Source organism: Gammaproteobacteria bacterium (assembly GCA_029884425.1).
Lineage (GTDB): Bacteria > Pseudomonadota > Gammaproteobacteria > S012-40 > S012-40 > JAOUHV01.
The window spans coordinates 39,493-45,958 of the sequence record JAOUHV010000019.1; the positions used below are offsets into that span (position 1 = coordinate 39,493).

A 6,466-nucleotide genomic window follows, 5' to 3' on the forward strand; every position below is an offset into this window, starting at 1 on the left:
TTAGAACTTCGCAACGAAACCAACCACACCTGAAGAATCGGTGTTGGTGCCATTATCATCGCTGCGATACTCAGCCTTCACATCCAGGTTTTTGGCCATGCCATACTTCAACGCCAGGGTAGTAGACGTAGAATCCTTCTTGCTTACCGCAGGAGCGGCAGCGGCCTCATAGGCAACAGTGTCATAACGCAGCGTCACATCCAGCGCCGGCATCACTTCATAGCCCACAGTCACACCGATGGCACTATCAACCGCCTTCTCGGCCATCATATATTCCACGCCCAAGCCCACACCAGCCACTTTGCCGGTCAGGTTGATGTCAGTCACTGCGCCAGCGCCAGCTTCCTGGGTAACGTGGCCCAATTCAACATCCAGACCTTCCATGATGGGCGCATTCACCACCAACGCCAAGGAATTCACGCTTTTACCCTTACTATCCTTGTTGTGACCAATGTCATTCAGGAAGCCCACAGTCACCTTGGCCATGCCGGCATCAACCGCAGCCGCCAAACCCGCAACGTTGTTGCCGTACAGTGCCGTCTGATTGTCAAAAATGCCGTAAATCTGGCCGTTAGTAACGGTGCTCAAATCAACCGCATCCTGACCTTCCATGCCGATGGGGTTGTTGAACACACCACCAACCAGCGTTACGTTTGAGGCAACAGGAGCTGCGAAAAACGCTTGTTCAATGACTGCAGCATCGGTTGATGTCGTATCCCACATATCTTCAACATTATCATTGTCAGTATCGTGACCAACCAAAGGATTCACTTGCTGACGATTGTTACCAGCAAGATTCACGTCAACATCCATACGAACGGTCACACCATCCTGAGTCGCAGAGAAATCCACCTCACCAGCCGCGCCGAAGGTATATTCTTCGTTGTCAGCTTTCATCTGAATATCAGCAAAGCCGCTCACATCCGCCGCCTGAGCTGAAAAAGACACTGCACTTGCTACTGCCAAAGCCACCAAACTACGCTTCATCATGTGTGTTTCTCCTACAGTTTTAACTTCATTAGTTGATGCAATAAAACAACACCAGTCAACCAGACCTGTTTCTAAAACCCCTCAGGTACGGAAACTACGCCTTTTGTTTCGACAAAGCAACTGGTTTCCTGAAGCAAAATGTATCTTTTTTACCTAAATTTTGATCTAGCACACACTCACAGCCCCGCCTGTTGTTGTTTTTTTGTCCAAAAAGCAAAAACCTGTCTGTTTTCAGAAACTCAGATGTATAATGTTCGACCAACCAGCAACTGCCTGCCTTAGGGCGTTGTTTACCATAACAAAAATCCTCTTTTTTTGCGTTCGGCGGACATTTCCATGCTAGACACACTGACAGAATTGACCGGAGCACTTTCAGGACTGCTCTGGGGGAACGCCCTGACCTTTATCCTGCTGCTGGGCGTCGGCTTCTATCTCACCTTCAAACTCGGCTTTGTGCAGATCCGCGGTTTTATGCACAGTACGCGAATTTTGTCCGGCAAATACACCCATCCCGATGAGGTCGGCGAGGTGTCGCACTTTCAGGCACTGTCCACCGCCCTGTCTGCCACCGTAGGCACCGGCAACATCGCCGGCGTCGCCACCGCCATCGCACTGGGTGGTCCCGGTGCACTGTTCTGGATGTGGGTGACCGCCTTTATAGGTATGGCGACCAAGTTCACCGAGTGCACCCTGGCACTGAAATTCCGCAAAGTGAATCCAGACGGCAGCGTCTCCGGCGGACCGATGTACACCTTGCTGCACGGTCTGAAAATGAAACGCATGGCGATATTGTTCGCCAGCTTTACCCTGATCGCCTCATTCGGCATCGGCAACATGGTGCAGGCCAACTCGGTTGTCGACGGATTGGGCTTTATTTGGCCAGAACTGCGTCAGGACGGCTGGATCGTGGGCGTCATCATGGCTCTATTGGTTGGTCTGGTCATCATCGGCGGCGTAAAGCGCATCGCCAGTTTTGCCTCGACAATTGTGCCGTTCATGGCGATTTTTTATCTGGTTGCGGCTTTGTTTGTGCTATTTAACTACCTGCCACAAATCCCCTCGGCACTGTTCACCATTCTAAATCTGGCGCTTAATCCCTGGGCGGCGGGTGCGGCAGCGATCGGTGAAGCCATTCGCTGGGGTGTGGCACGCGGTTTGTTCTCCAACGAAGCCGGCCTGGGTTCATCCCCCATGGCGCACGCAGCGGCCAAAACCAACGAACCGGTACGCGAAGGTCTGGTAGCCATGCTCGAGCCCTTCATCGACACCATCGTAATCTGTACCCTGACCGGTCTGGTGATTGTGGTGACCGGCGCCTACCTGACCAAACCCGAAGAAGCCATGGGCGCGTCACTTACCGCTTACGCCTTCAGCCTGAGCATGGGCAACGCCGGCGCCTGGGTGGTCGGTCTGGGTCTGGTGCTGTTTGCCTTTTCCACCATTGTCTCCTGGTCATACTACGGCGACCGTGCAGCGCAATTTTTGTTCGGCGATAAAGCCGTTCTGCCCTACCGTCTGGTGTTCACCATGCTGGTAGTGGTCGGTGCCGCCGTGCCGCTGAATCTGGTGTGGAACATGGCCGACGTTGCCAACATTCTCATGGCGCTGCCCAACTTGCTGGCGCTGATTCTGCTAGCCGGTCTGGCGAAGACATTGAAGGACGATTACTTCCATCGCCACAAGGACTAATCGCCGGTCGCGCCCGCTCCCCGTGGTCGAATATCGCCCAGGGTGCGGGCGACCGACCATCGCTCGTAGCCAGCAAAATCTGACGTGATATACTGTATTTTTAAACAGCCACCGTCACGTCGATGCCGCCTGTCACGATAGCCTCAACCACCAGCTCCGATAGCCTTGCCCAGTGGCCTCTTACCCGCCTGCCCGGCGTTGGCCCCAAAGTCGCGGAAAAACTGCAAAAGCTGCAACTGCACAGTGTGCAGGACGTACTGTTTCACCTTCCCTATCGCTATCAGGATCGCACTCGCCTGACCCCCATTGGCAGCCTGCGTCCGCAAACGGAGGCCCTGCTGCAGGGCGAAGTTCTGTTGTCGCAAGTCCAGTTCGGCAAACGCCGCTCGCTGCTGGTACGCATTAGCGATGGCACCGGCCAATTGACCCTGCGCTTTTTTCACTTCAACAAGGAACAGCAGGACAGCTTCCAGCCGGGACGACAGATTCGGGTTTTCGGTGAGGCCCGCCGCGGAGCCAACTCGCTGGAAATCGTCCACCCGGAGTACCGCTTCGTTCAGGAGGAAACCTTCTCTGCCGTCGATACCGCACTAACACCGATTTACCCGGCCACCGAAGGATTCCGCCAAGCAACCTTGCGCAAACTGGCCGATCAAGCCCTGGCGCTGATGCACAATCATCACGATCGCCTGCAGGAATGGCTGCCCGCACCGCTGTTACAGCAATTGCGCCTGCCAGACCTGCATCAGGCACTACAGACACTGCATCACCCCACGCCGGACATTTCGCTGGCACAACTGCTGGAGGGCGAACACCCCTGCCAGCAGCGACTGGTATTCGAGGAATTACTGGCCCACCACCTGAGCGTCAAACGCCTGCGTCATCAAATACGCCGCCATCGCGCGCCGGCACTGCCATCGGCCAATCAACTCAGTCAGCGACTGCTCGCCAGCCTGCCCTTTGAACTGACCGGTGCCCAGCAACGGGTCAGCGCGGCCATCTCTGAAGATCTGCAACAAACCAGTCCGATGTTGCGCCTGGTTCAGGGCGATGTCGGCAGCGGCAAAACCATCGTCGCGGCGCTGGCCGCATTGCAGGCGGTGGAAGCCGGATACCAGGTGGCCATCATGGCGCCCACCGAATTGCTCGCCGAGCAGCACGTGCAGAATTTTCGCAACTGGCTGCAGCCGTTGGGTGTGGAAGTAGGCTGGCTGGCGGGCAAGCTCAAGGGCAAAGCCCGCGAGCAGGCACTCAGTCACATTGCCAGCGGTCAGGCACAAGTGGTGATCGGCACCCATGCACTGTTTCAGGACGAGGTGCAGTTTTCCCGACTCGGTTTGATCATCATCGACGAGCAGCACCGCTTTGGCGTCCATCAGCGCTTGTCGTTGCGCGAAAAAGGCCGACACAGCGGTAAACTGCCGCACCAACTGGTGATGACCGCCACACCGATTCCGCGCACCCTGGCAATGACCGCCTATGCCGACCTCGACGTATCGGTCATTAACGAATTGCCCAAGGGCCGCCAGCCAGTGGACACCGTGGTCATCAACGAAAATCGCCGCGCTGACGTGGTCGAGCGGGTACGCTTGGCCTGCCAGCAGGGGCGTCAGGTGTACTGGGTTTGCCCGCTGATCGAAGAGTCCGAACAGCTCGACTATCAGGCCGCCATCGACACCGCTGCCGAATTGTCTGCGGCACTGCCGGAACTCACTGTGCTGCTGGTGCATGGCCGGATGAAACCGGCAGAAAAAGAAGAAGTCATGGCTCGCTTCAAGGCGGGCGAAGCGCAGTTACTGGTCGCCACCACGGTGATCGAAGTCGGCGTCGACGTACCCAACGCCAGTCTGATGATTATCGAAAACGCCGAACGCCTGGGATTATCGCAACTGCATCAATTGCGCGGCAGGGTTGGGCGTGGCTCGGTCAAAAGCAGTTGCGTGCTGATGTACAAACCACCGCTGTCAAACCACGGTCGCGAGCGTCTGGCAGCCATGCGCCGCACCAGTGACGGTTTTGAAATTGCCCGCATTGATCTGGAATTGCGCGGCCCCGGTGAATTGCTGGGCACGCGTCAAACCGGACTGGCGCAAATGCGCATTGCTGATTTAATCCGCGATCAGCATTTGCTGCCGCAAATTGAACGCGCCGCCGATTTGCTCTTTCAGCAATATCCAGACAATATTAGCCCCCTGATTCAGCGCTGGCTGCCGCAAGGTCTGCGCTACAGTGATGTTTAACCAACGGTATTTCTATGTTCTCCACCCATCGCGAGCCCATTTGGTCTGATGCACGCGGCTGGCATTTACGCCATTGCCCAGCGACGCTGCACTCCTGGCTCACCGACCGACACTCGCTCACCAAGCGTTTGCAGCAAGCCTGCGATGGTCAATTTCGTGTTCAGGTGGTAAAGCAGTTTTGGGGCAGACCACTGCAAAGCGAACGCGAACAACTGGCGCTTTCCGATCACGAATTCTGTTTCATCCGCCATGTGCAACTGCGCTGTTTTGATCAACCGTGGGTGTTTGCCCGCACAGTGATTCCGCACACCACGCTGCGCGGACCACTGCGCTCACTCACCCGTCTGGGCAGCAAACCGCTGGGCGCAGTGCTGTTTGCCAACCCCGCCATCCAGCGTGAGAATCTGCAAATCGCGCGTCTGAGTCGCGGCCAAGGCATGTATAATGCCGCCACGTCGGGGCAAACAAACGACCTCGACATCTGGGGGCGTCGGTCGCGTTTTCGTTTTCACCACCACGCTCTGTTGGTCAGCGAAATTTTTTTACCTGCACACCAGGCATATTGATGCACAGCACCACTCTGACAACCCGCCAGCGACTGCGCGAATACGCTTTGTTGATGCGCATGGACAAACCCATTGGCACGCTGTTACTGCTCTGGCCCACGTTATGGGGATTGTGGCTGGCCGCCGATGGCATGCCCGACTGGCATGTGTTGCTGGTATTTGTGCTGGGCGTATTTTTGATGCGCTCTGCCGGCTGCGCCATTAACGATTTTGCCGATCGCAACATTGACGGTCGCGTGCAACGCACCCAACAGCGACCACTCGCCGCCAATCGCATTTCCGCCAAAGAAGCCGTTTTGCTTGCTGCCAGTCTGGCGCTGGTCGCCTTTGCGCTGGTGCTAACCATGAACAGTTTCACCATTATGTTGTCGTTTGTCGCGGTAACGCTGGCAGCCACCTATCCTTTCATGAAACGCTATACGCATTTACCGCAGGTTTATTTGGGCGCGGCCTTCGCTTGGGCGATACCCATGAGCTTTGCCGCACAAACTGGCGAGATTCCGTCCTTGGCTTGGTGGCTGTTTATCATCACCATTCTCTGGACCACGGCCTACGACACCATGTACGCCATGGTTGATCGCGATGATGATTTGAAAATTGGCGTGAAATCCACCGCCATTTTGTTTGGCCAGGCGGACATCGCCATCATCGCCGCGCTGCAAGGGCTGGTACTGGGCGGTTTTATACTGATAGGACTATCGCAGTCCCTGGGGCTGTTTTACTATGCCGGCATTCTGCTCGCCGCCGGTCTGGCCATGTATCAATTGTGGCTGATTCGCAACCGGCAGCGTGACTGCTGTTTTCGCGCATTTTTGAATAACAATTGGCTGGGCGCCGCCGTGTTTGCGGGAATTTTCCTCGACACACTCACTCGATAAGTTGGGATAGCTATGGCTTTTGGTTTTCTGGAATTAGGTGCCATCATCGGCGGATTTGCACTGCTGGTGTACGGCGCAGATCGTTTTGTACTGGGCGCGGGCA

Annotated in this window: 5 protein-coding genes; 4 read left to right on the forward strand and 1 reads right to left on the reverse strand. The window is 56.0% G+C overall.

Features of this window, described 5'->3' with window-relative positions; all coding sequences use genetic code 11:
* A complete protein-coding gene (locus tag OEW58_07055; GenBank protein ID MDH5301102.1) occupies nucleotides 1-990 on the reverse strand; it encodes a porin in 990 nt (329 codons plus the stop codon).
* A gap of 336 nt (nucleotides 991-1,326) precedes the next feature.
* Here OEW58_07055 and OEW58_07060 point away from each other — a divergent pair, with 336 nt between their 5' ends.
* The 4 genes from OEW58_07060 to ubiA all read left to right on the forward strand — a co-directional run bounded on the left by OEW58_07060 (nucleotide 1,327) and on the right by ubiA (nucleotide 6,363).
* Nucleotides 1,327-2,679, forward strand: coding sequence for a sodium:alanine symporter family protein (locus tag OEW58_07060; GenBank protein ID MDH5301103.1), 1,353 nt, complete (start codon nucleotides 1,327-1,329; stop codon nucleotides 2,677-2,679).
* A 122-nt stretch (nucleotides 2,680-2,801) separates the two neighbouring features.
* Nucleotides 2,802-4,919, forward strand: a complete 2,118-nt coding sequence (gene recG / locus OEW58_07065) for an ATP-dependent DNA helicase RecG (protein ID MDH5301104.1) — start codon at nucleotides 2,802-2,804, stop codon at nucleotides 4,917-4,919.
* 14 nt (nucleotides 4,920-4,933) lie between these two features.
* Nucleotides 4,934-5,485, forward strand: a complete 552-nt coding sequence (locus OEW58_07070; protein MDH5301105.1) for a chorismate lyase — start codon at nucleotides 4,934-4,936, stop codon at nucleotides 5,483-5,485.
* Nucleotides 5,485-6,363: a 4-hydroxybenzoate octaprenyltransferase gene (ubiA, locus tag OEW58_07075; protein ID MDH5301106.1), complete on the forward strand. Its 879-nt coding sequence runs from the start codon at nucleotides 5,485-5,487 to the stop codon at nucleotides 6,361-6,363. Before OEW58_07070 ends, ubiA begins: the two co-directional genes overlap by 1 nt.
* The last annotated feature ends 103 nt before the right edge of the window (nucleotides 6,364-6,466 follow it).